This window comes from Bradyrhizobium sp. WSM2793, from assembly GCF_000379585.1.
Classification (GTDB): Bacteria; Pseudomonadota; Alphaproteobacteria; order Rhizobiales; family Xanthobacteraceae; genus Bradyrhizobium.
This window is the reverse complement of the sequence record NZ_KB902776.1, coordinates 78,553-100,515: the sequence shown is the minus strand read 5'-3', so window position 1 is coordinate 100,515 and position 21,963 is coordinate 78,553. Positions and strand designations below refer to the sequence as shown.

Annotated in this window: 22 protein-coding genes; 7 read left to right on the top strand and 15 right to left on the bottom strand. The window is 64.1% G+C overall.

Annotated features, from left to right (window positions below; genetic code table 11):
* Positions 1–86: 86 nt before the first annotated feature.
* The 6 genes from A3AS_RS43400 to A3AS_RS0111615 form a co-directional block, all read right to left on the bottom strand.
* On the bottom strand, positions 87–980 hold the full coding sequence (locus A3AS_RS43400; protein ID WP_018317764.1) for a peptidoglycan-binding protein: 894 nt from the start codon (positions 978–980) through the stop codon (positions 87–89).
* Between the two features lie 407 nt (positions 981–1,387).
* The gene (locus tag A3AS_RS0111635) at positions 1,388–1,879 is read right to left on the bottom strand and encodes a DUF2852 domain-containing protein (protein ID WP_018317763.1); all 492 of its coding nucleotides are present in this window, start codon (positions 1,877–1,879) and stop codon (positions 1,388–1,390) included.
* Positions 1,880–2,000: 121 nt separating this feature from the next.
* The gene (locus A3AS_RS0111630) at positions 2,001–2,753 is read right to left on the bottom strand and encodes a TetR/AcrR family transcriptional regulator (RefSeq protein ID WP_018317762.1); all 753 of its coding nucleotides are present in this window, start codon (positions 2,751–2,753) and stop codon (positions 2,001–2,003) included.
* A 129-nt stretch (positions 2,754–2,882) separates the two neighbouring features.
* Positions 2,883–3,248: a YciI family protein gene (locus A3AS_RS0111625; RefSeq protein WP_018317761.1), complete on the bottom strand. Its 366-nt coding sequence runs from the start codon at positions 3,246–3,248 to the stop codon at positions 2,883–2,885.
* A 59-nt stretch (positions 3,249–3,307) separates the two neighbouring features.
* Positions 3,308–3,712, bottom strand: coding sequence for a YciI family protein (locus A3AS_RS0111620; protein ID WP_018317760.1), 405 nt, complete (start codon positions 3,710–3,712; stop codon positions 3,308–3,310).
* A 126-nt stretch (positions 3,713–3,838) separates the two neighbouring features.
* Positions 3,839–4,204, bottom strand: a complete 366-nt coding sequence (locus tag A3AS_RS0111615; RefSeq protein WP_018317759.1) for a nuclear transport factor 2 family protein — start codon at positions 4,202–4,204, stop codon at positions 3,839–3,841.
* A gap of 314 nt (positions 4,205–4,518) precedes the next feature.
* Between A3AS_RS0111615 and A3AS_RS0111610 the strand changes: the two genes are divergently transcribed.
* The 4 genes from A3AS_RS0111610 to A3AS_RS49985 all read left to right on the top strand — a co-directional run bounded on the left by A3AS_RS0111610 (position 4,519) and on the right by A3AS_RS49985 (position 8,583).
* Positions 4,519–6,183: a PAS domain-containing methyl-accepting chemotaxis protein gene (locus tag A3AS_RS0111610; protein ID WP_018317758.1), complete on the top strand. Its 1,665-nt coding sequence runs from the start codon at positions 4,519–4,521 to the stop codon at positions 6,181–6,183.
* Positions 6,184–6,366: 183 nt separating this feature from the next.
* Positions 6,367–7,155 (top strand): SDR family NAD(P)-dependent oxidoreductase, encoded by a 789-nt coding sequence (locus A3AS_RS0111605; protein ID WP_018317757.1) that lies wholly within the window; start codon positions 6,367–6,369, stop codon positions 7,153–7,155.
* Between the two features lie 89 nt (positions 7,156–7,244).
* Positions 7,245–7,682 carry a hypothetical protein gene (locus A3AS_RS0111600; RefSeq protein WP_018317756.1) on the top strand — a complete coding sequence of 146 codons (438 nt, stop codon included), beginning with the start codon at positions 7,245–7,247 and terminating at the stop codon, positions 7,680–7,682.
* A 538-nt stretch (positions 7,683–8,220) separates the two neighbouring features.
* Entirely contained in the window at positions 8,221–8,583 is a 363-nt protein-coding gene (locus A3AS_RS49985; RefSeq protein WP_018317754.1) for a hypothetical protein, read from the top strand.
* A 105-nt stretch (positions 8,584–8,688) separates the two neighbouring features.
* Here the strand turns inward: A3AS_RS49985 and A3AS_RS0111585 are convergent, their stop codons facing one another.
* The 4 genes from A3AS_RS0111585 to A3AS_RS0111570 form a co-directional block, all read right to left on the bottom strand.
* A complete protein-coding gene (locus A3AS_RS0111585) occupies positions 8,689–9,102 on the bottom strand; it encodes a VOC family protein (RefSeq protein ID WP_018317753.1) in 414 nt (137 codons plus the stop codon).
* Between the two features lie 30 nt (positions 9,103–9,132).
* Entirely contained in the window at positions 9,133–9,672 is a 540-nt protein-coding gene (locus tag A3AS_RS0111580; protein ID WP_018317752.1) for an SRPBCC family protein, read from the bottom strand.
* 138 nt (positions 9,673–9,810) lie between these two features.
* A complete protein-coding gene (locus A3AS_RS0111575) occupies positions 9,811–11,103 on the bottom strand; it encodes an RNA polymerase sigma factor (RefSeq protein WP_018317751.1) in 1,293 nt (430 codons plus the stop codon).
* Positions 11,100–11,468 carry a YciI family protein gene (locus A3AS_RS0111570; RefSeq protein ID WP_018317750.1) on the bottom strand — a complete coding sequence of 123 codons (369 nt, stop codon included), beginning with the start codon at positions 11,466–11,468 and terminating at the stop codon, positions 11,100–11,102. The genes A3AS_RS0111575 and A3AS_RS0111570 overlap by 4 nt, the downstream gene beginning before the upstream one ends.
* 140 nt (positions 11,469–11,608) lie before the next feature.
* On the opposite strand from A3AS_RS0111570, the gene A3AS_RS0111565 reads away from it, so the two are divergent.
* Together A3AS_RS0111565 and A3AS_RS0111560 are read left to right on the top strand one after the other, a co-directional pair.
* Positions 11,609–12,574 (top strand): glyoxylate/hydroxypyruvate reductase A, encoded by a 966-nt coding sequence (locus tag A3AS_RS0111565; protein WP_018317749.1) that lies wholly within the window; start codon positions 11,609–11,611, stop codon positions 12,572–12,574.
* A 206-nt stretch (positions 12,575–12,780) separates the two neighbouring features.
* Positions 12,781–14,748, top strand: coding sequence for a methyl-accepting chemotaxis protein (locus tag A3AS_RS0111560; RefSeq protein ID WP_018317748.1), 1,968 nt, complete (start codon positions 12,781–12,783; stop codon positions 14,746–14,748).
* Positions 14,749–14,924: 176 nt separating this feature from the next.
* Here the strand turns inward: A3AS_RS0111560 and A3AS_RS0111555 are convergent, their stop codons facing one another.
* Positions 14,925–15,605 (bottom strand): TetR/AcrR family transcriptional regulator, encoded by a 681-nt coding sequence (locus A3AS_RS0111555; protein WP_018317747.1) that lies wholly within the window; start codon positions 15,603–15,605, stop codon positions 14,925–14,927.
* Positions 15,606–15,708: 103 nt separating this feature from the next.
* Between A3AS_RS0111555 and A3AS_RS0111550 the strand changes: the two genes are divergently transcribed.
* A complete protein-coding gene (locus A3AS_RS0111550; protein WP_018317746.1) occupies positions 15,709–16,353 on the top strand; it encodes a glutathione binding-like protein in 645 nt (214 codons plus the stop codon).
* Positions 16,354–17,328: 975 nt separating this feature from the next.
* Here the strand turns inward: A3AS_RS0111550 and A3AS_RS0111545 are convergent.
* The 4 genes from A3AS_RS0111545 to A3AS_RS0111530 are packed head-to-tail and all read right to left on the bottom strand — an operon-like array spanning position 17,329 to position 21,962.
* The gene (locus A3AS_RS0111545; protein ID WP_018317745.1) at positions 17,329–18,633 is read right to left on the bottom strand and encodes a TRAP transporter large permease; all 1,305 of its coding nucleotides are present in this window, start codon (positions 18,631–18,633) and stop codon (positions 17,329–17,331) included.
* A 31-nt stretch (positions 18,634–18,664) separates the two neighbouring features.
* A complete protein-coding gene (locus A3AS_RS0111540; RefSeq protein ID WP_018317744.1) occupies positions 18,665–19,258 on the bottom strand; it encodes a TRAP transporter small permease subunit in 594 nt (197 codons plus the stop codon).
* 10 nt (positions 19,259–19,268) lie between these two features.
* Complete coding sequence (locus A3AS_RS0111535; protein ID WP_018317743.1) at positions 19,269–20,270, bottom strand: TRAP transporter substrate-binding protein; 1,002 nt, start codon at positions 20,268–20,270, stop codon at positions 19,269–19,271.
* A gap of 33 nt (positions 20,271–20,303) precedes the next feature.
* The gene (locus tag A3AS_RS0111530) at positions 20,304–21,962 is read right to left on the bottom strand and encodes a hydantoinase B/oxoprolinase family protein (RefSeq protein ID WP_018317742.1); all 1,659 of its coding nucleotides are present in this window, start codon (positions 21,960–21,962) and stop codon (positions 20,304–20,306) included.
* Position 21,963 lies beyond the last annotated feature (1 nt).

Here is a 21,963-nt window from a genome sequence, read left to right as displayed (position 1 = left end):
GAACTTGCTAAAATTCGGCCCTCAATAATCGAGACATCTATTCGCGAAGCTCCGGCGAACTTCGCGCGTCAAAAGGCGGCACGCTCTTAGGGGCGCTCTGAAGCCGTCCGGGAATTCAGGCGGAGATTCAACGCCGCCTGCGTCACCACGCCTGCATTTCCATCGACCGGAATCTTGGCGTGGTTTTGAAACCACTCGACCGCCTGCGCCGTGGCGGGACCATATCGTCCATCCACGACAAGCGCCGGCTCAGCCCCGAGATCGTTCAGGGCCTCCTGAAGCTCGCGCGTTTCATCCGACGTGGTTGCGGCTTTCCAGGCCACCCGGTTCGCGCCGCTCTTGCCTACTGCGCTCCACACGATCTCGAAGAGCTCCGTGCGTCCGCTCAGGCCGTTGTAACCACCGTTGATGAGCCGCGTGATCGTACGGATGTCGTTCCGATCCGCATACGCGTTCAGGCCTCCCTCATTCCATTCGTGTAGGGCGGGAAGCAGAGCCGCTTCGGGTGAGACAATCAGATCCGGGTTATTGTAGAAGTCCACGCCTGCGAGCTTGCCCATGCGCAGGTAGTTGGCGCCGCCCGTCGTCTGCAACAGACCGCCGCCGCGATATTTGTATCCGTCTCCGGGCTTGCTGTTGCCAAGCTCCTTCGCCTTCTTCGGATTACCCAATCCATAGACGCGCTCGGCCAAGGCACGATCATTGTTGAGATATTGATCGACCTCGTCGGGCCGGATGGCCGCGCTATGATGGCCGATGCCGAAAATCTCGAGAAGTCGCGCCGAGGTTTTGTATTTGAGGCTCTCGAACAGAACGGTACCGCGGCCGGTTTCATATAGCGCCTGAGCGAGGAAGTGCGCGATGCGAAGCGGCGTGTTGATCTTGAAGCGGTCGAAGATTTCGTCGCCGTCTTCAAAAGCCTTGAGGTAATTGGGATAGCAGCGAGGGGCTATCTTCCGAACGATCGTTACGATCCGCACGAAAATACTCCCTAATAATAATATTCAGCCAAATATCATCGAGTGAAAACGTACTTAGATTATGCATAGCACCCTTTGGTTGCAAGAGAAGATTCGCTTTCTGGACAGGCCGCATTGCACCAGTCAGGCGGCATTTTGCAGCAACGTCCGGTTTAGTTACGACCAGTTGTCGCTGCCATCAATTACAACCCGCATCTCGAGACAGGGCTAGGCCCGGCACGACGAGCAATGCGAACAATGATGGCGGCCGAAACCGGCCAACGCCTGCTCTCTCTCGCGCGCGCGAGAGATTGAACCCAAAAACCAAACCGCCCGCCTGCGGGTTGCGCAGACGGGCGGCTCGGGGCCATCAGGACTTTGGGGGCATGCGCCTGAAGGCTTTGAGAGGTGTCAGTCAGCCTTGAAGGTCAGCCCTGCTGCTGGTCGGTCGGCGGCGGGGTCGGACGCGTCTTGTGCTGCGCCATGAACTGGTCGAACTCTTCCTTGTCCTTGGCGTGACGCAGACGGTCGAGGAAGTTCTTGAACTCGACCTGCTCCTCCTCGAGCCGCTGCAGCGTCTCGGTGCGGTACTCGTCGAAGGCGCGGTTGCCGGAGGACGGGGGGCCGAAGCCAAAGCCGAAGCCGCGGCGCTCCATGCGGCCGCGCATGCGGTCCATCTTGTACTGCATCTTTTCCATCTTGTTCTGCCAGCGATCTTGGTGGCTCCAGCACGACATTCTTCTGCTCCCGAGTGTGAAAAAGAGAAGGGCAAGTCCGATCGGCCACCAGATGATGAAGCCGAGGATGGTCACGGCGATCCAGCCGGGATGCCAGGGCGTATCGAGCATGCGGGGACGTTCGTACTGTTGGTATTGGTCCGAAGGGCCGCGCCAGCGATTAACGTCAGCGGTGTAGGCCATTTCCCATCTCCATCACGGCACCAGCGCCGTTGTGAATGTAAATAACATTTACATAGCTAGACCATCCCGCGATTTTGTCAAGCTGGCCGCCAGACACGCCCGCGTGATCATTTGGGTAATTTTATTTCGGCTTGCCCCAAGGACCACCTGGAGTGCCGCCGGGCGGCACGCCTGAACCGGAGGGCACCTCCGGGGGCACCGGCGGCGGCTCGGCGCCCTTGCCCGCAGGACGACGGTCGGTCGGGAAGCCGAGGCCGCGCAGATAGATCAGCACCTCGGCCTCGAGCAGCTCGTCCGGCGACATCGGCAGTTTTCGTCGCGCGGCGTCGCCACGGGAGAACAGCGAAGCCACGCCGTGCGCCATCGACCAGATGTGCAGCGCCATCATCATCGCCGGCGGCCGCGGCGTACCCGGCGGCGTCAGCGCCGCTAGCCGCTCGGCTGCAGCGCGAATGATGTTGAAGGCGCGTTCGCTGGCGGCCTGAAGTGCGGGATTGGCATCGACCGGCACGCCCGATTCGAACATCGCGTTGTAGAACGCGGGCTCCTCACGGGCGAAGGCGAGATAGGCTTTGCCGACGCGCTCGAACGCGGTGACCGTGTCGGGGCGCCCGTCGTCCCAGGCCGCGGTCAGGCGCTGCTCGAACTGCTCGAAGCCGCGCTGGGCGATCGAGGACAACAGCTCGTCACGGTCGCGGAAATGCCGATAGGGCGCCGCTGCGCTGACGCCGGCCATGCGTGCGGCATCGGCGAAGGTGAAGCCGGCCGCGCCCTTCTCGGCGATCAGCCCCAGGGCGGCCTGCAACAGGGCTTCCTTCAGATTTCCGTGGTGATAGCCGCGCTCGGCGCGGCGCTGCTCCTTGCGCCAGCTCATGTGAACGATCTTTACATGAGCCGGCGGTGAAGGTCACTAGCAGGAATCGGGCGTGATTAACCCCGTACTTTCACGGGCGATGCCGGGCCTGAGCGACGGCATCGCACCCGGAATTGGCCTCGTCCGCAGCTACATCTGCGGAATCGGCAGCACGGGCATGACCTCGATCGCCTCGCCCGGGAAGATCGCAAAATGCGGATGGTTCTCGAACAGTTTTGCAGCTTCCTCCTGCGAGGCAGCCCGCACCACCGTGAAGCCGGTCAGCGCATTGCTGATCTCCGTAATGCCGCGTCCGTCGATCCGGCGGGTCTTGCCGAGCGGGCCGCCCATCTCGACGATGACGTCCTTATGCTTCTCGACCCAGCCGTGCCAGGCGGCCATGCCCTCGCGCTCTTTTGCCTTCCGTTCAGCCTCAGGCATCGCATGCCAGGCCTTCATCTTTTCGCCGCTCATGCTGCCGAGATAGACGGCGAGGAATTTATGTTCGGTGCTCATCGGTTCTCTCCTTGCTGATTGATTGACGACAGCCGCGAATTTTTCCGCGGCCGCTGTGGCTAGTTCTTCAGATCGTCGAAGCCGGCGGCGGCCGCCTGCACGTCAGGGGGAAAGTCGGCCATCTCCTGCACCTGGCGGATCTCGATGATTTCGTTGGCCGAAGCCGGACATTTCTTCGCCCAGGCGATCGCCTCTGCGCGCGAGGCGACCTCGATCATCCAATAGCCGCCAAGGACTTCCTTGGCTTCAGCGAATGGGCCGTCGGTCACGACAGGCTCGCCGGTCGCAAATGAAACTCGCGCGCCCATCGACGGCGGATGCAGGCCATCGAGCGTGATCAGCACGCCCGCGTCCTTCAGCGCCTCGTTATAGCGCATCATCGCCGCGACGCGTTCGGGATCGAGCTGGACGTCCGGCGGCGCGGCCTCGTAGCCGAGCGGGATCATCAACATCATGAATCGCATGGGTCGTATCCTGGCTTCTGCGGTGGTTCCGGGATGCGCCGTGAGGCGCAGGCCCGCTCGCCTTCAAGACGAACGAACTCTCACGGAACCGACACGCCGGCGGAAATAATCTGGAGGGCCCCGGCCCTAGCGCGGCTGCGGCAGGAAACGACCATCCCGCCGGGCAGCGCCGAAATAGACATCGATGCGCCGGACCTTGCCGCCTGCGAAGGTGAAGAACTCCGTGTTGCGAAAACTCCTGCCATCTGTCGCAAGGCAGAGATAAGTGACGAAGGCTTCCTCGCCCCGGACGAAGATGCGCTCGATGTCATGCCGTGCGATCCAGCCGCTGTCGCTCCAGCAGCGTTCGAAATAGGTCGCCTTGTCGAGGTCGTCGTCGAACGGGCTGGTGAAGCGGAAATCGTCGGCCAGTGCGTCGGCGACCCGCTGCCGGTCGTTGGCGAGATAGGCGGCGAAGAGGTCTCGGATCAGGCGTTCGCGGTCGTCGGGCATCAATGGTCTCCGCAGCGAGCATCTTGTTAAAGACGGTTCGCCCTCGACCGCGCCGACACCGCCATGCGAGGCGACGCGAAAAAATATCTCGGCTGCGCCCCCGTACAAGTACGGCTCCGCATTGTGAACTCCACCGTGCATATAAACCAAGAGCAGCTGTCAGTTGAAGTAGTTGGCTATTGCTCGTGAAATCGCGGAGCTCGTCGCAGCGTTTTCCAGAATTTACCGATGCTCAAGGATAGCATGCAACTTTCAGCTCAGGGGAAACGGTATGGCGATCCTGTCAGATCGCTTCCGAGCATTGCGGGGCTTACGTGTTCAATTTCCTGAGCAAGAAGGTCAGGCACGCCATCGCGGAGGTCGAGGCGCTCGACCGGTCGCAAGCCGTGATCGAATTCGGTCTCGACGGCACCATCCTCGACGCCAACGAAAACCTTCTCAAGATGAGCGGCTATACGCTTGCCGAGATCAAGGGAAAGCATCACAGCATCTTCGTCAACCCGGCCGAGCGCGAGAGCACTCGCTACCGCGATTTTTGGGCCAGCCTGAACCGCGGGGAATTCCAGACCACGCAATACAAGCGTTTCGGCAAGGGCGGCAGGGAAGTCTGGGTCCACGCGTCCTACGCCCCGCTACGCGACGAAAACGGCAAGGTGGTCAGCTTCATCAAGTTCGCCACCGACATCACGGCCTATAAGATCAAGGCCATGGAAGAGTCCGGCAAGATCGCCGCGATCAACCGCGCGCAGGCCGTGATCGAGTTCAACATGGACGGTACCATCGTCACCGCCAACGAGAATTTCCTTGGCGCGATGGGCTATTCGCTCGATGAGATCAAGGGCAAGCACCACTCCATGTTCGTGACACCAGAGGACCGTGCGAGCCCGGCCTATGCCGCGTTCTGGGCCAAGCTGAACCGTGGCGAGTTCGAGGCTGCCGAATACAAGCGGCTCGGCAAGGGGGCTAAGGAAATCTGGATTCTGGCCACCTACAATCCGATTCTCGATGAGAACGGCAAGCCGTTCAAGGTGGTGAAGTTCGCCACCGACGTCACCGCGCAGAAGATGAAGGCGGCCGACAATGACGGCCAGCTCGCCGCGATCCAGAAATCGCAAGCGGTGATCGAGTTCAATATGGACGGCACGATCCGCACTGCCAACGAGAACTTCCTGAAGGCGATGGGCTATGCGCTGGCCGAGATCAAGGGCCAGCACCATTCCATGTTCGTCGAGCCGAACGAGAAGAATTCGGCCGCCTACCGCCAGTTCTGGGAAGCACTCAATCGCGGCGAATACCAGGCCGCCGAATACAAGCGCATCGCCAAGGGCGGCCGCGAGATCTGGATCCAGGCGTCCTACAACCCGATCTTCGATCTCAACGGCAAGCCGTACAAGGTGGTGAAATACGCCACCGACATCACCGCGCAGGCGATCGGCCGCAAGAAGGCCGACAACGCGCGCGGGCTGATCGATGCGGTCGCGGCCGGCAGCGAAGAGATGAGCGCCTCGATCCGCGAGATCTCCGAGACCATGACGAAGTCGCGCGAGACGTCCAAGGTCGCGACCACAAGGGTCGAGTCCGCCGACCTCCAGGCCCAGAAGCTGACGGCCGCCGCACAGGCCATGAGCGGCATCGTCGAGATGATCTCGGGCATCACCAGCCAGATCAATCTGCTCGCGCTCAACGCCACGATTGAATCGGCCCGCGCCGGCGAAGCGGGACGCGGCTTTGCGGTGGTCGCCTCCGAGGTGAAGAATCTCGCGAGCCAGGCCAAGCAGGCGACCGACACGATCACGTCCGAAATCGACGCGCTGAACACCATCTCCGGCGACGTCGCGAGCTCCCTCACCGCGATCAAGGCCGCGATCGCAGGTGTCAACGAGTTCATCGCCTCCACCGCAGCCGCGGTCGAGGAGCAGAGCATCGTGACCGCGGACATGTCGGCCAACATGCAGCGTGCCTCGGCGGAGCTGGCGTAAGGACGACTTCCCCTCATGTTCGTCATCCTTCGAGGGCCGCGAAGAAGCGGCCGCCTCGGGTGACGGATTTGGCATTTTTCCAGCTGCACGCAGCCCTCGCCTGCCCCTTCCTCGTCAGCACAAAAGCGCAGTAAAAGGAGCCTGCACTCCTGCGCCCATATGCTACTCGAGGACAATTCTGCCATGCCGCAAGCCCCGCAAAAAATCGCTCTCGTTACCGGAGCCGCCCGCGGCATCGGGCTTGCGACCGCGAAGAAGTTCCTGGCCGAGGGTTGGCGCGTGGCGCTGCTCGACATCGAGGGCGAGTTGCTCGGCCGGGCGGTCGCCGAAATCGACCAAGGCGAGGCGACGCTGGCGCTGACCTGCGACGTCTCGGATGCCGCCGCAGTGAGCGATGCAATGGAGGCGGTCGAGCGCCGGTTCGGCCGACTGGATGCACTGGTCAACAATGCCGGAATCGCGGTGTTCGCACCGCTGATGGAGACGTCCGAGACCGATTGGCGCCGCGTGATCGAGGTCAATCTCACCGGCCCGTTCCTCTGCACCAAGGCCGCGGTTCCCTTGATGCGCGAAGGCCATGGCGGCGCCATCGTCAACATCACCTCGATCTCGGCGGTGCGCGCCTCGACGCTGCGCTCGGCCTACGGCACCAGCAAGGCCGGGCTCGCGCACCTGACCAAGCAGCTCGCGGTCGAGCTCGCCTCGCTCAACATCCGCGTCAACGCGGTCGCGCCGGGGCCGGTCGACACGGCGATGGCGAAGCAGGTGCATACCAAGGAGATCCGCGCCGACTATCACGACGCCATTCCGCTCAATCGCTACGGCCTGGAGGAGGAGCTTGCGGAAGCGATCTACTTCCTGTGCTCGGCAAATGCGAGCTACATCACCGGCCAAATTTTGGCCGTTGATGGCGGCTTCGATGCGGCAGGTATCGGCCTGCCCACGCTGCGCGGCCAGCGCCGCAACGGATAGGTCCGGAAATTGTAGGGTGGGTTAGCACTGCCGCTGCGCGGGCCGCTGGGCGTAACCCACCCTACGGAACCGATTTAGGTGGAGACTTCATGCGACGCATCTCTTTGCTCAACGCCCTGATGCTTGCATTCGCGCTGCTCGCCACCGCGCCCGCGTCCGCGGAAATCCGCATCATCCAGTCTCCGGGCGGACAGGTGGGGCCGTTCCTCGATTTGTTCGAGAAGGTGCGCGAGAGCGGCGAGCGCGTGGTGATCGATGGTCCCTGCCTATCGGCTTGTACCCTGGTGCTGAGCATCGTGCCGGGCGAGCGCATCTGCGTCACCAAGCGCGCCGTGCTCGGCTTCCATGCGGCACGTTCGGTCGACCGGCGCGGGCGCTTTTATGCCGAGCCGGAAGCATCGGTCGCGGTGCTTGCCGCCTATCCCGGCCCAGTGCGCGACTGGATCAGCCGCCGTGGCGGCCTCACCTCGCGGCTGCTCTTGCTCAAGGGGCGCGATCTCGCCGCGATCTATCCCCGCTGCCGCTGACGAATGTGGCAGCCGCCACGGATGTGACGTGAATGAGTTCTGTGAACCGCGTCACATCAAAGGCATTTGGCTTGGCCGGCCCGAGGCCACACGGCAGGTTCCCTGTGTCGCACCCAATGTGCGCACCGGGGTCTCCACGCCATCACACTTTGGCTGCCGTCAATAAAGAGTCTGGATCACCGGCCCCAGCTTCATGCTGACGCAGATAAGCATCCCCCACAGGGCAAAATTGATCTGTAGCGCCGCCGCCATCGGTCGCTCCCCTTCCAAGTGACGTCCACCCCAGCTTTTTAGATTTTGTGATTCACCAATAGCGATTCTGACGTGCAGATTACAGCCCAATATTGCGTCAATTGTTGTGCGATGCAGTCCGCATGGTTTCACGAAGCGGCCTCACTGCTCCCGCAAAGTGATGCGAATCGTGAGTTCATTCCTCGGCCACGCCCGCCAATCGTTTGCCTTAAGTTCCATTTGACCGATGCCATGCAAGTTTCCCGTGTGGAAGTTTGCGCATTGCGCATCGAACTTTGGGTCCGGCATGATACGACGCGGCTTCATCTTGCTTACTTTCTGCACAGCGCTGCTTGGATGTGCAGTCGCATCGGCGCAGGAGCGTCGTCCGATCGCATGGGATGGCCTCGGCCAGGACCCCAACAAAAGCTCGCATCGCCCGCATGTCGCGAAGCGGCGCGCGACGAACCCCGCGCCCGCGGCAGCTGATCCCAATCAGGAGCGGGAACGAGTGCTCGGCACCTTGCGGCCATATTCGGATGCGTGGTGGGCGGTCCATGACGAGATCGAAGCCGAGAACGACAAGCAGCTCGGCACCAAGCTCGTGATCTGCCCTCGCTGCGTTCAGTCGCCGCAGCAGAGCGAGGACGCGACCGGATCGGTCCGTTGAGCGAGCTCACGACCGATCCGCGTATGACGCGATAAATCCAGGCGTCCCCTCCCGACAGTGGAGAGAGGGGATCGCAATTCCACAGATCGTGCAGGCTCGCGCCTGTCACATTCCTTCGGCCGGGCAGTTCACCATCCAGGGAATGCCGAACTTGTCGACGCACATGCCAAAGCCCTTGGCCCAGAACGTCTTGCTGAACGGCATGGTGACGGTGCCGCCATCGGCGAGTGCATTGAACTTACGCTCGCCGTCCGCAGGGTCCTTGACGGTGAGCGAGATCGAAAAGCCTTGCGGCTTGGCGAAATGCTCCGGCGGCGCGTCGGAAGCCATCAGCACGCTGCCGTCGGGCAGCGACATCCGCGCATGCATGATCATCTTTTCGCGGCCGGGCGCGGCGGGCATCTCCGGCGGCGCGTCCGATGACCGCATCATGGCGTCGATCTTGCCGCCCAGGACCTTGGCGTAGAAGTTGAACGCAGCTTCGCAGGTGTCCTGATAGAACAGATAAGCGTTGAGCATCGTTTCTCTCCTCTTCGTTTGCAGTGAGGCTTATTGCTTCTCGGCCAGCTTCTTCAGCCTGGCGAGGCCGGCATCGAAATCCTTGCCGATCATGCTGTCCATGTTGATGAACACCTGCATGATCTTGGACATGAACGGAGCCGGACCGTACATCGCCCATGTGACCAGAGTAGCATCGCCTTGCGGCACAAAGGTGAACTCGGCGGTGTTGTGACCTTCGAACGGCCGCTCGAAATCGAGCTTGATGCGAAGCTTGGACGGCCCGGTCGCCTCGAGGATCTCCATGCGGCCGGCGCCGACATTGTTGTTACCATCCCAAGCATAGGTCGCGCCCTTGCCTCCCTCAGATCCACCGAAGGTGCGCTTCATGGCGGGATCGCGGGTCTCATAGGGGGACCAGTTGGTCCAACGGCGGAAATCGGCGACGTGTGGATAGATCGATCCGGCTGGCGCCTTCACCGCGAGGCTCCGCTCGACGCGGAAGGTGTCAGATCTTGTCAGGGCAAAGGCGAGGACGCCCGCGATTCCAACGGCGAGCACGACGGCGATGACGGCAATGGCTTTCAGCATGAAGGGGCTCCGTGGGTACGGGCTTAGGACGAACGGGAACGGCAGGAGCCGACAATTGCCGGAATGAAATTTTGCACGCTACCCACCCCACGTCATGGCCGGGCTTGTCCCGACACGATGATGTGGAGACAGACGGGTCTACTTCACTTTCGCGCCCTGCCGCGCGCCCGCCTTCGGCTGGCTATCCCGGATCAGGCGATCGATGTGCATGCGAATGTGGGCCGCTTCTGCGGACGTGTTGGCAAGCGCGATGGCGCGGTCGAAGGCGACACGTGCCTCGTCGTTGCGACCGAGCTGCATCAGGAAGGCGCCGCGCACGCCGTAGAAATGGAAGTAGTTGGCGAGCTTCGGTGCAAGCGGCTCAATCAGATCGAGCGCGGCTTGCGGCCCCCGCACCTTGGAGACCGCGACCGCGCGGTTGAGCGTCACCACGGGAGACGGCTGCACGACCTCGAGCGCGCCGTAGAGCAGGTCGATCTGCGCCCAGTCGGTCTCCTCCGGAGTCGACGCGCGGGCATGCAATGCAGCGATCGCGGCCTGGATCTGATAGGGCCCGCTGCGGCGGTGGCGCATCGCCTTGTCGATGAGCGCCAGCCCCTCCGCGATCATGGTGCCATTCCACAGCGAACGGTCCTGGTCGTCCAGCAGGATCAGCGAGCCGTCGGCGGCAAAGCGCGCGGCACTGCGCGCATGCTGCAGCAAAATGAGCGCCGTGAGCCCCATGATCTCCGGCTCGCTCGGAAACAGCCTGAGCAGCAGGCGCCCCAGCCGGATCGCCTCCTCGCAGAGCGGCTTGCGGATCTCCGCGGTGTCGCCGCTCGCCGAATAGCCCTCGTTGAAGATCAGGTAGATCATCGCCGCGACGCCGGCGAGCCGCTCGGAGCGCTCGATTGCGCCGGGTGCTTCGAACGGCGTCCCGGCTTCGGCGACCTTCGCCTTGGCGCGGGTGATGCGCTGCTCCATCGCCGCGTCCGACACCAGGAAGGCGCGCGCGATCTGCTTCACGGTAAGCCCCGAGACGATGCGCAGCGCCAGCGCGATCTGCTGCGTCGCCGGCAATTGCGGATGGCAGCAGATGAACATCAACCGCAGGATGTCGTCGCGGTAGTGCGAACCGTCGAGCCGTTCGGCCAGCGCGCCTTCGGCGTCGTCGAGATCGGAGATCGCCTGGTCGTCCTCAGGCAGCGGCTGCTGCTTGCGGGTCCGGCGCACCTCGTCGATGGCGGCGTTGCGGCCGACCATGATCAGCCAGGCCGCAGGATCGCGCGGCGGCCCGTTCTGCGGCCAGGACTTGAGCGCGCGCAGCGAGGCGTTCTGGAACGCCTCCTCGGCGGTGTCGAGATCGCGGAAATAACGCAGCAGCGCGCCGACCGCCTGGGGTCGCGCCGAGGTCAGCGCGGTCTCGATCCAGCCGGTGTCGGTCTCGCTCACGTCAGGTTTCCTCCGGGCCGGAACACGCCGACGGGACGCACCTCATAGGCGCCGCCGGGATTGGCAGCGCCAAGGTCGCGGGCGACGTCGAGCGCCTCATCGAGATTCTTGCAGTCGACGATGTAGAAGCCGAGCAGCTGCTCCTTGGTCTCGGCATAGGGGCCGTCGAGCACCAGCGGCGGGTCCTCCTTGCGCAAGGTAGCAGCGGCCGTAGTCGGCAGCAGCCGCGCCACCGGCCCGAGCCGGCCTTGGCTCATGAGCTTCTCCTGCACCACGGCGAGCTTCTTCATCACGGCCTCGTCCTGCTCCTTGCTCCAGGAGCCGACGAAGTCCTCATCGTGATAGCAAAGGATGGCATAAAGCATAGGCGACACTTTCCTCGTCTGTTCTAAAGACGCGCCAATATGCCCCGCCCCGACAGGACTGCGGAAAAAATTTGCGAGAAAAATCCGGCAGATCGTGCCAAGGAGGGCCTTCGTAAGCGGAACCCGACGAGGCAATTCGAATGACCAAGGGCACACTGGCCGTCCTGATCAACAGCACGCAGCAGAACTGGTTGCCGGAGCGCTGGAAGGCCCGGTTTGATGCTGTCTGCGGCGGCCGCCGTGTAGTGCTGCTGCCAGATTCCACGCTCGACCCGGCCGAGGTGCACTATGCCACGGTGTGGAAGCCGGTGCCGGGCGATCTCGGCGCCTTCCCCAATCTGCGGGCGATCTTCAATCTCGGCGCCGGCGTCGATGCGCTGATGGCGGACAAGAGCCTGCCCGATGTGCCGCTGGTCCGGGTCGCCGTACCCGACCTGACCGGCCGCATGACCGAATATGTCGTGCTGCACGTACTGATGCACCACCGCCAGGAGCTCTATTTGCGGGACTCGCAGCGCGCAAAACGCTGGGAGCCGAAATATCAATGGCCTGCCAGCGCCGTGACGGTTGGCGTCATGGGGCTTGGCACGTTAGGAGCGGATGCGGCCGACGTGCTGCGCCGGCTTGGCTTCCGCGTCGCCGGCTGGAGCCGCAGCCCGCGCGCGATCGACGGCGTCGAGTGCTTCCATGGCTCGGCCCAGATCGATGCGTTCCTGCGCGCGACCGATATCCTGGTCTGCCTGCTGCCGCTGACGCCGGAGACGCACGGCATCCTCAACCGCGACGTCTTCACCAAGCTCAACCGCAACAGCCCGCTCGGCGCGCCGGTGCTGATCAATGCCGGCCGCGGGGGCTTGCAGAACGAGGCCGACATCCTCGCCTGCCTCGACGACGGCACGCTGGGCGCCGCCTCGCTTGACGTCTTCGTGCAGGAGCCGCAGCCGGCGGACAGCCGGTTCTGGACCCATCCCAAGGTGGTGCTGACGCCGCACAACGCAGCCGACACCGATGCGGATGCGATCTCGGCCTATGTCGCCGAGCAGATCGCACGGTTCGAGGCCGGCGGCGCGTTGGAGAACGTGGTGGACCGGGCCAGAGGGTATTAGGCGCCGGGATTTTCGCGAGCACCGTCACCTCATATTCAGTGTCGTCCCCGCCTAGTGCGCAATTGCGCACGGGCGCGGGGACGACACCGCTTGTGGGGCAGACAGCCTCCCCCCACAACCACCGCGTTCCGCCGGTATCCCGTTCACTCTCTCTTAGCGAGAAGTTGATAAGCGGTGTTAACCAACGCTCAAACAACGAGTCGGACATGCGCGCGAGCCTCGGCCTCAGGATGCGGATCACGGTTGCCCTCGCGGTGACGGCGGCGGCAACCGCCCTGTTCGCCGTGCTCGGAGCGATGTGGATCATCGCTGGGATCATCGACCGCGCCGACCAGCGCGAGCTGCACAGCCATTATGATGCCCTTCAGTCGCGCATCGCCGAGGAATCGCACCGGGCCGCCGCAATGAGCACGGTCGTGGCCGCGATGCCGGCGACGCAGGATGCGATGGCCAGGCAGGACCGCAACGCCCTGATAGCCCTGTTCGGGCCGGTCTTTGCCGCGACCAAATCGGAATACGGTGTCGAGCAATTCCAGTTTCATGTGGCGCCGGCGACCTCGTTCCTGCGTGTGCACCAGCCCGCGAAATTCGGCGACGACCTCAGCGGATTCCGCAAGACCGTCGTCGTCGCCAACCAGGATCGCAAGGTCGTGGTCGGCCTCGAAGGCGGCGTTGCCGGGCTCGGTATTCGCGGCGTGGTGCCGATCGCGCAAGGGGCTAGGCATCTCGGCTCGGTCGAATTCGGCCTGACCTTCGGCCAGTCCTTCCTCGACGACTTCAAGACCAACCGCCATGTCGACGTCGCCTTCCACCTCGCCGACGGCTCGGGCTTCAAGCTGTTCGGCGGCACGCTGAAGGGCAAGAGCTTCTTCGACGCGGCCGATTACGGCCGCGCTACCACAGGCAGCTTCACGGTGAAGCGGGCCAAGCTCGACGACACGCCGGTGGCAGCGCTGCTCGGCCCGATCAAGGATTTTTCCGGAAAGCCGCTCGGCGCCGTCGAGCTGGTGATGGACAATGCCGATTACGAGGCCTCGGCCGACCGCGCCTGGATGCTCGCGATCGCGATCGCCGCGATCGGGCTCGTGCTTGCCGCCATCGTCGGCTATCTCATCGCCCGCAGCATCTCGCGTCCGATCCTCTCCATCACGTCCGTCATGCGCGAGCTCGCCGACGGCCGGACCGACGTCACCATCCCCGCCAGCAAGGCGAACGACGAAGTCGGGGCGATGGTGAAGGCGGTCGCGGTGTTCCGCGACAACGCCGTCAGCTTTGGCAAGCTTCAGGCCGAGCAGCTGGAAGCCAAGGCGCAGTCCGAGGCGGAGAAGCGGCGCGCCTTCGCCGCGCTTGCCGACAATTTCGAGGCCAGCATCCGCGATGTCGTCACCACGGTGTCCTCGGCTGCGGTCGAGATGGAGCATACGGCGCGGTCGATGTCGGCCATCGTCGAACAGTCCCGACAGCAGACGCGCGCGGTGTCGTCGGCCTCGACACTGGCCTCGGAGAATGTGCAGACCGTCGCGGCGGCGGCGGAAGAGCTGTCCTCGTCGATGACCGAGATCAGCCGGCGCCTCGCCCACGCGACCGAAGTGGTGGGCAAGGCCGCGAGCGACGGACGGCGCTCGAACGAGCGCGTGCAGAGCCTGGCGGACGCGGCGCAGAAGATCGGCGACGTGGTCTCCTTCATCAACGGCATCGCGGGCCAGACCAACCTGCTGGCGCTGAACGCGACGATCGAAGCGGCGCGCGCGGGCGAAGCCGGCCGCGGCTTTGCCGTGGTCGCTTCCGAGGTCAAGGCCCTGGCGACGCAGACGGCGAAGGCGACCGAGGAAATCGGCGCCCAGGTCCACGCGGTGCAGGGCGAGACATCAGGCGCTGTGGACGGCATCCAGTCGATCTGCGCGACGATCCAGCAGGTCGACGAAATCTCCGCCGCGATCGCCGCAGCAGTCGGCCAGCAGGGCACGGCGACGCAGGAGATCGCACAGAACGTCCAGCAGGCGGCTGCCCGCACCGGCGAGGTCTCGCAGAACATCTCCGGTGTCACCGCGGGCATCGCCGCGACGGGCACGGCGGCCGAGGAAGTGCTGGGTTCGGCGATCGAGCTGTCGAAGCAGTCGCAGCGACTGCGGGACGAGGTGGATCGCTTCCTCGCGCAGATTCGCGCGGCGTAGTTGGGACGCAGGATCGCGCAGCATACTCACTGTCGTCCCCGCGAAGGCGGGGACCCATAACCCCAGGGAGAAGTTGTTAGGCGAGCTGGTAACTCCGAGTCTTCGCCAAACTCCTCCCCGTGGTTATGGATCCCGGATCTGCGCTCCGCTTCGCTGCGCTTGTCCGGGACGACAGCCTACTCCTTGCCTCCCACCATCACGTCGATTGCGCCCTTCACGATCGCCTCCAGCTCCTTGCGCGACACGCGCGCGCGCGAGCGGATGGCGATGGTGTGGACGGTGGCTGATGCGATCTGTGCCAGCACGACCGGGTCGGCGCTCTCCGGCAGCTCGCCCTTCTCCCTGGCGCGGCGGAAGCAGCTCGCAAAGGCCTTGTCGAGCTCGGTGAGACCGTCGAGCACCATGGCGCGAATCTCGGGATCGCCAACGGCTTCTGACGCCGCGGTCACCACCGTGAAGCAGCCGCGCGGGCCGGTCTCGCCGGAGAGATAGATGCTCAGCGCGGAGGCGAAGATGCGCTCCAGCCGCTGACGCACCGGCATCTCCTCGCGGAAGATCGCGGCCATGGAAGCCCGCGCGTCCTCGCGGTAGCGTTGATAGCTCTTGATGTAGAGCTCGCGCTTGTCGCCGAAGGCGCCGTAGAGACTCGGTCGGTTCATCCCGGTCGCTTCGCTCAAATCATCGAGCGAGGTCGCGGCAAAACCCTGCTTCCGGAACAGGTCGAGCGCCTTGCCGAGTGCAACGTCAGGCTCGTAGGCACGCGGACGGCCGCGGCGCTTAGGTTGGCCGCGGCGCTCGGGTTGGCCGCGGCCCTCGGGCTCACTGGCAGCAGTTGGCGGCTTCGATTTTTGTACCATTTCGCAAATTAATCCTTGACCGACCTCATATTATGCAAGATGGTACAAAAATCAATCTGGCCAGGTTGAGCGAAATCCCAGGAATTGCCCAAGGAGGCTACAGATGGATCTCTATTTCTCGCCGCTCGCCTGTTCGATGGCAACCCGCGTCGCGCTGTATGAAGCCGGTGCCGAGGCCAACTATCTCGAGGTCGACCCGCCGACCAAGACGGTGCTGAGCGACGGCTCCGACTTCCGCGCCGTCAATCCGATCGGCCTGGTGCCGACGCTGCGCACCGACGAGGGCGTGGTTCTGACCGAGAACGCGGCAATCCTGCAATATGTTGCCGACCGCTTCCCGCAATCCGGGCTCGGCGCCGCGGTAGGCATCGATCGCACCCGCCTGCATCAATGGCTCTGCTTCGTCGGCACCGAGCTTCATAAGGGCCTCTTCATCCCGCTGCTCGACCGCAAGGCGCCGCAGGAGGCCAAGGCCTATGCCCTCGAGAAGAACCTGTCGCGACTCGACTATCTCGACAACTACCTGAAGGGGCGCGACTTCCTGCTCGACCATTTCAGCGTCGCCGACGCCTATCTGGTCACGGTCATCAACTGGACCATGGCGACGCCGCCGATCGAACTCGCCAAATGGCCGAACGTGAAGGCCTATTACAAGCGCCTGCGCCAGCGGCCGTCAGTCGCGAAGGCGGTCGCGGAAGAGTTCGAGCTGTACAAGGCCGAGCTCGCGCGCAAGAAGGCGGCGGCGTAAGCCGAGCTGAACACCCCTTCGCTCTTGCTCGCGCAAGTCGTCCCGGTCGACAAGCCGGGACGACGTTTGGCGCGCCTCTCTCGTGTCCCGGACGTGCTGCAGCGTTCTTACGCTGCTGCGCTGCATCTGGGGCACGAGACCGTTGTTGGCGATGGTTCGCAGGATGGGTAGAGCGAAGCGAAAACCATCAACGCCTTTTCCACGTTGAAACATGATGGGTTTAGCAAGGGCTCTACCCATCCCACAGCATCGTTCCATCTTCACACACCTTCGCGTTCTCGCGGCTTGTTCGCCCGAGCTTTGCTGATCTCTTCCGCCCTTTGAAAGCAAGGGCGCAGGGAAGGCCGGGCGCCGGCTGGCACCCGAAGTCCCGCGTGTGCTAAAGAAGCGCGCACGGGGTGGACGACAGGTGACGCCGGGACATCCCGGCCTTCCCTGCGCGGATGGTTTTCACGGTGTCCTTCGTGCTCTCCCCGGGGAGCGATGCACTATTGCCCCCGTCGCCTTGCGGATGATCGATGCGCGCCGGTTGGCGCGACATCTCCGCAGGACTTGACGCACAGACCCCGGGCGTCAGGACCACACGACTTCTCCGTCCGCGCACATCCCCATCCGCATTCCCGATTGCTGGCGTGCGCTCGCCATCGAGACTGGACAGAGACGCTGTCAGCGCCGTGTCGTATCGCGCCTGTCGCTGCTCACGGTTGCCCGCCCTGCAGCCACCATTCGCGCCGACGCCGTCGCGGCCACCGCATCCCGACCCGCGTCCCGTGACGATCGCGAAACGCCCCTTGTGGCGGGCGGGATGGCGCGGGTTGTACGGCAAAACCGAACTTCTGTAAATTCGAATATTTTTGCAAGCGGCTATCGACCCAGCGCTTGCGTTTTGGCTGTCGGGCAACACAACGGATGGTAGGTGGGACGAGCCGGGCGGCCTGGCCGGGGAGCTATCGAAAGTCGGCGACGAGACGTCGATTACCCGTACAGCACCCGCGGTAAAATCGTGACGATGCCGGGCCAGAGCGTCAGCAGCAGCACGAAGCCGATCATGATCATGAGATAAGGCATCGTGACGCGTGCGATGTAGCCGAGACCGTCTTCCGTCAGCCCCTGGATCACGAACAGGTTGAAGCCGACCGGCGGGGTGATCTGCGCCATCTCGACCGCAAGCACGAGGAAGATGCCGAACCAGATCTCGTCGAATCCTGCTCCCTTCACGATGGGCAGCACGATCGGCAAGGTCATCACGATCATCGAGAAGCCGTCGAGGAAGCAGCCGAGGATCAGGTAGAAGACGATCAGCACGACGATCAACATGACGGGCGACAGGCCGAGCCCCTTGACGAAGGCGGCGACGGCCTGCGGGATGCCGAGGAAGGCCGCGGCATTGCCGAGGATCGAGGCGCCGAGCACGATCAGCGCGATCATCGAGCAGGTCACGACCGAGCCGATCAGCACGTCGCGCATCACCTGCTGCGACATCGAGCCCTGCGCCCAGGCGACCAGCGCGGCGCCGAGCACGCCGACGGCGGCGGCTTCCGACGGCGTCGCGAGCCCGCCATACATCGAACCGAGCACGCAAGCGATCAGGAACAATGCCGGCGCGAGATCCTTCAGCGCGGCGAAGCGCTCGCTCCAGGGCACCTGCGAAAGCTTCGCTTCCGTCTCCGGCACCATCGCGGGCTTGAGGCTCGTATGCAGCATCACCCAGCCCATGAAGGTTGCGGCGAGCAGAAGTCCGGGCAGCACGCCGGCGGTGAACAGCTTCAGGATCGAGACGTCGCCGAGCACGCCGTAGATGATCATGATGTTGGACGGCGGGATCAGGAAGCCGAGCGTGCCGGCGCCCGCGAGCGAGCCGATCGCGATGTCGCGCGAATAGCCCCGGCGCAGCAGCTCGTTGAGCGACATGCGGCCGATCACCTGCGTGGTCGCGGCCGATGAGCCGGAGATCGCCGCGAAGATGGTGCAGCCGATCACGTTCACATGCAGAAGGCGGCCCGGCAGAAGCCCGGCCCAGGGCGCCAGCCCCTGAAACAGCGAGCGCGACAGGCGGGTGCGGAACAGCAGCTCGCCCATCAGGATGAACAGCGGCAGCGCCAGCAGCTCCTGCGTGGTCAGGATGTTCCAGGCATATTGCGGCAACAGCTTGTCGAGCGGGATCGAGCGGAACATCGCGAGTAGCAGCGTCGCGGTGAGCGCGAGCGTGAGGCCAATCCACACGCCGCAGGCCAGCAGCGCAAACAGGATCGCGAACAGGGCGACGACTTCGATGGTCATGCGATCTTGAATCCGGGTGCGGGCGCGGTGGTCATTCGACGGGCGAGGCCTTCATGCGGTGATCCTCCAGCGGCAGGCCGAGCACGGCCTGGATCGCGCGCGCCAGGAACTGGAGCGTGAGCAGCAGCATGCCGAAGGTGACGACGGCTTCCGGAAACCACAGCGGCGTATCGCTGGAGGTCGAGACCTGGCCGCGCGTGTACGCGGCAAAGGCAAACTTCGCCATCGCTGACGTCAGGAACGCCATGAAGGCGAAGCCGGCCACCGCCGAGAGGATCTCGAGCCCGCGCTGCACCGGCACTGGTGCATTCTTGAGCAGCAGCACGACGCGGATGTGGCCGCCGACGCGCAAGGTCATGGCGGCGCCGAAGGTGAAGGACGCCGCCATCAGATAAGACGAGTACTCCCAGGCAATCGAGATCGTCGGCGGGAAGAACGGCAGGAAATTCGAGAGGAAGCGCGTTGCGACCTCGCACAGCATCAGCAGCGTCAGCATCAACAGGCAACCGCCGCCGATCCAGCCGTCGAGCCGGCCGAGACGGTCGATTCCGTCGAGCAGGATGCGCAGCGGCACTGGTGCCGCTGCATTGAGGCTTTGCGGTGCTTCGGGCGAAACGCTCACCACGATCCCGCCCTCAGCCGCGCTTCATTTCGGCGAGATAGGCCCGCACCGGCTTGTCGGCCGCCGGCACGCGCTTGAGGAAGGCATCCAGCTGCGGCGCGGTCTTGGCTCGGATATCCGTCATCATCGCGCCCGAGACCGGCACCACCTCCATGCCGCCCTCCTTGAGGCGGTTGAGGCTGTCGACGTCGGCCTTGAGCGAGTTCGCCCAGAAGCCCGGCTCCATCTTTGCAGCGATATCGCCCACGAGCTTCTGCTGATCCGCGGGAAGCGCCTTCCAGGAATCCAGATTGACGGTGAGCATCTGCGACGACCAGACGTGGTTGGTCGGGTAGACATATTTCAGGAATTCCCAGAACTTGCCGTCAACACCTGATACCGACGAGGTGGAAACGCCCGACACAGCGCCCGAGGCGAGCGCGGGAATCGTTTCGCCCCAGGGGATCATCACGGCGGCCATGCCGATCGCATTCAGCATGTCGACCGCATTCTTGTCGGGCACGCGGATCTTGATGTTCTTCAGGCCCTCGACGTCGGCGACCTTCGCCTTGAGGTGCAGATACTGCGTCGGCCACGGCACGATGTAGAGGATCTTCTGGTTGTTGCGCGCCGCGATCTTCTCGTATTCGGGCCGCACATATTTGTGCAGCACCTTGAGCTCGTCCACGGAGCCGCAGAGGAAGGGAATGCTCTCGACGCCCATGAAGGGCTCGTCGCCGACCTGCTGGATGTTGAGGACGTCGGCGAGCGGCACCAGGCCGTCGCGCACGGCGCGCAAATGCTCGGGCCCCTTGAAGCCGAGCTGGCCACCGGCCTTGACGGTGATCGCGACCGCACCGCCGGTCTGCTTCTTCACCTCTTCGGCAAAAGCCATCGCGTTCTGGGTGTGGAAATTGCCGTCGGGCCAGACCGTCGACATGTCCCAGCTCGTCGTCGCCGCCCGGGCGCGGGTCGAGATGTGACCGGTGGCGAGCAGCGTCGCTGCGCCCGCGGTGAAGTTCCGTCGCGTGATCATTGCTCCCCTCCGTTGATCAAGCGCACTGACATGTCAGCGCGCGTACCCATAAACTGCAGCCGCATTGTCGGCGGACACAAGCCCGCTTTCGATATCGTCCTTGACCGCCGCACGATCGCGCGTCGTGGGAGCACCGATGCCGGCGCCGCCGGGCGTCAGCACCACCAGCCGGTCGTCCGGCGGCACCTGCTGAAAGCCTTTGCCACGCAGCTTTTTTCCGGACTTGAGGCCGACATAGCCGGCCTCGCCGTTCTGGCCGCCATCGCGTCCGCGCGGCGGATGATCGATGCGGTCGAACGCCGCCAGGATGTCGAACGGCGCATCGACGCCGCTACCGACCTCGATGATCTGCCCAAGGCCGCCGCGGGTGCGCCCTGCCCCGCCGGAATCCGGACGCAGCTCCTTGCGCCAGAAGATCAGCGGCGTCTGCGTCTCCGCGATCTCGACCGGCGTGCCGCGCACGCCGCTGGGATAGGCGGTGGCCGACAGCCCGTCCTTGCCGAAGCGCGCGCCGGTGCCCCCATTCGATGTCACCGCCATCGAGAACCCGTAATTGCCGCCGACGCCGGAGCGGGTCTGGCCGCGGACGTTGAGATTCCACAGGCACGAGGTGCCTTCAGCGGGCACGCGCTCGGGAATGATCTGACGCAGGCAGCCGAACACGACGTCGGGCAGCATCTGGCCGATGATGTGGCGCGAGGCGACCGGCGCCGGCTTGGGTGCATTGAGGATCGCACCTGCGGGCGCCGATACCGTCAGCGGCGACAGCGAGCCGGCATTGTTAGGAATCTGCGAGGCGACGACACAGCCGAGGCCGAACACGGTGTAGGCGGTGGTGTAGGACAAGGGCACGTTGATGCCGAACTTCGAGGCCGCGGAGGTGCCGTCGAAATCGACATGGATGCCCGCATCCGAGATCGTCAGCGTCGCCGCCAGCGTCACCGGCGCATCATAGCCGTCGACCACCATGGTGTTGCGCCAGCTGCCCTTCGGCAGTTTCGCGATCTCGGCGAGAACCGCCTCGCGCGAACGGTCGCAGACGTAGTCGCCGAGCTCGTCGAGCGTGTCGATACCGAACTCGGTCATCATCTCGACCAGGCGCTCGCAGCCGACGTCGTTGCAGCCGGCCAGCGAATAGGTGTCGCCTTCGGTATCGATCGGCAGACGCGTGTTGGTGCGGATCATCGCCATCAGCGTCTCGTTGACGACGCCCTGGTCGATCAACTTCAGCATGGGGATGTAGAGCCCCTCCATGAACACGTCGGTAGCGTCGGGCCCGAAGCCGATGCCGCCGATGTCCATGAGATGGCTGGTGCAGGAGAACAGCGCGACCGGTTTGCCGTCCTTGAAGCAGGGCGTGGTGACGACGAAGTCGTTGAGATGACCGGTGCCCATCCAGGGATCGTTGGTGATGTAGGCATCGCCCTCCTTCATCGTCTCGATCGGGAAGTGGTTGATGAAGTGCTTGACCGATTCCGCCATCGAATTGACGTGACCGGGCGTGCCGGTCACCGCCTGCGCCAGCATCCGCCCCTTGAGGTCGAACACGCCGGCCGAGAGGTCGCCGCATTCGCGCACGATCGGGCTGAAGGCGGTGCGGAGCAGCACCTGCGCCTGCTCCTCGACCACGGCGATCAGCCGGTGCCACATGATCTGAAGGTCGATCAGGCTCGCGCCATTTGCCTTGCTCATG